At 67.5% G+C, this 532-nt stretch carries 1 protein-coding gene; it reads right to left on the bottom strand.

All coding sequences use genetic code 11. From position 1 onward, the window contains the following. The coding region (locus tag ACLJK8_RS23130) for a phospholipase effector Tle1 domain-containing protein (RefSeq protein WP_413152721.1) at positions 1–361 on the bottom strand (361 nt) is incomplete at its 3' end. Positions 362–532 lie beyond the last annotated feature (171 nt).

Here is a 532-nt window from a genome sequence, read left to right on the forward strand (position 1 = left end):
TCAGTCCGCCGCCGCCCTTGTATCCGGCGCGGAGATCCCCGTCATAGCGCGCCGCCTCCCCCCAGCCGCGCTTCATGCCGCCATCGACCCGGAGACCCCGCTCCCGCGCGCCTTCGAGCACCCAGAGCAGCGCCTCGGACGAGAGCTTCACCTCCGGACAGCCACCGCCGACCGCGCCGTGCACACCGGGAAACCACTCCTGTTTGTACCGCGACAGGTCGAGGCCGGGCTCGCCCTCGATGTCGTCGAGCCGCCACAGCGTCGGTTCGAAATCCCAGCGCCGCTCGTCGATCGCGACCGCGTGGCGCGCGGCGTCGAGAAGCGGGCTCAGCTTGGTGTCGTGGAACCTGCGACGGCCCATTGGTGTTGCCCCTGTTTAACCGGACACCTCGGCGGGTTGATGGGCGCGTCTGAACTTGGAGTGCGTCCCCACGGGTGGACCATGTGATCCGCTGAATTTCCCCACGTCGGGCCTTCGGATATGGAGGTCCTATGACAAGACGACACCGCAGACATAGCGTCGCCCTGAAAC

The sequence above is a fragment of the Amaricoccus sp. W119 genome, assembly GCF_047275745.1.
In the GTDB taxonomy this organism is placed as follows: Bacteria; Pseudomonadota; Alphaproteobacteria; order Rhodobacterales; family Rhodobacteraceae; genus Amaricoccus.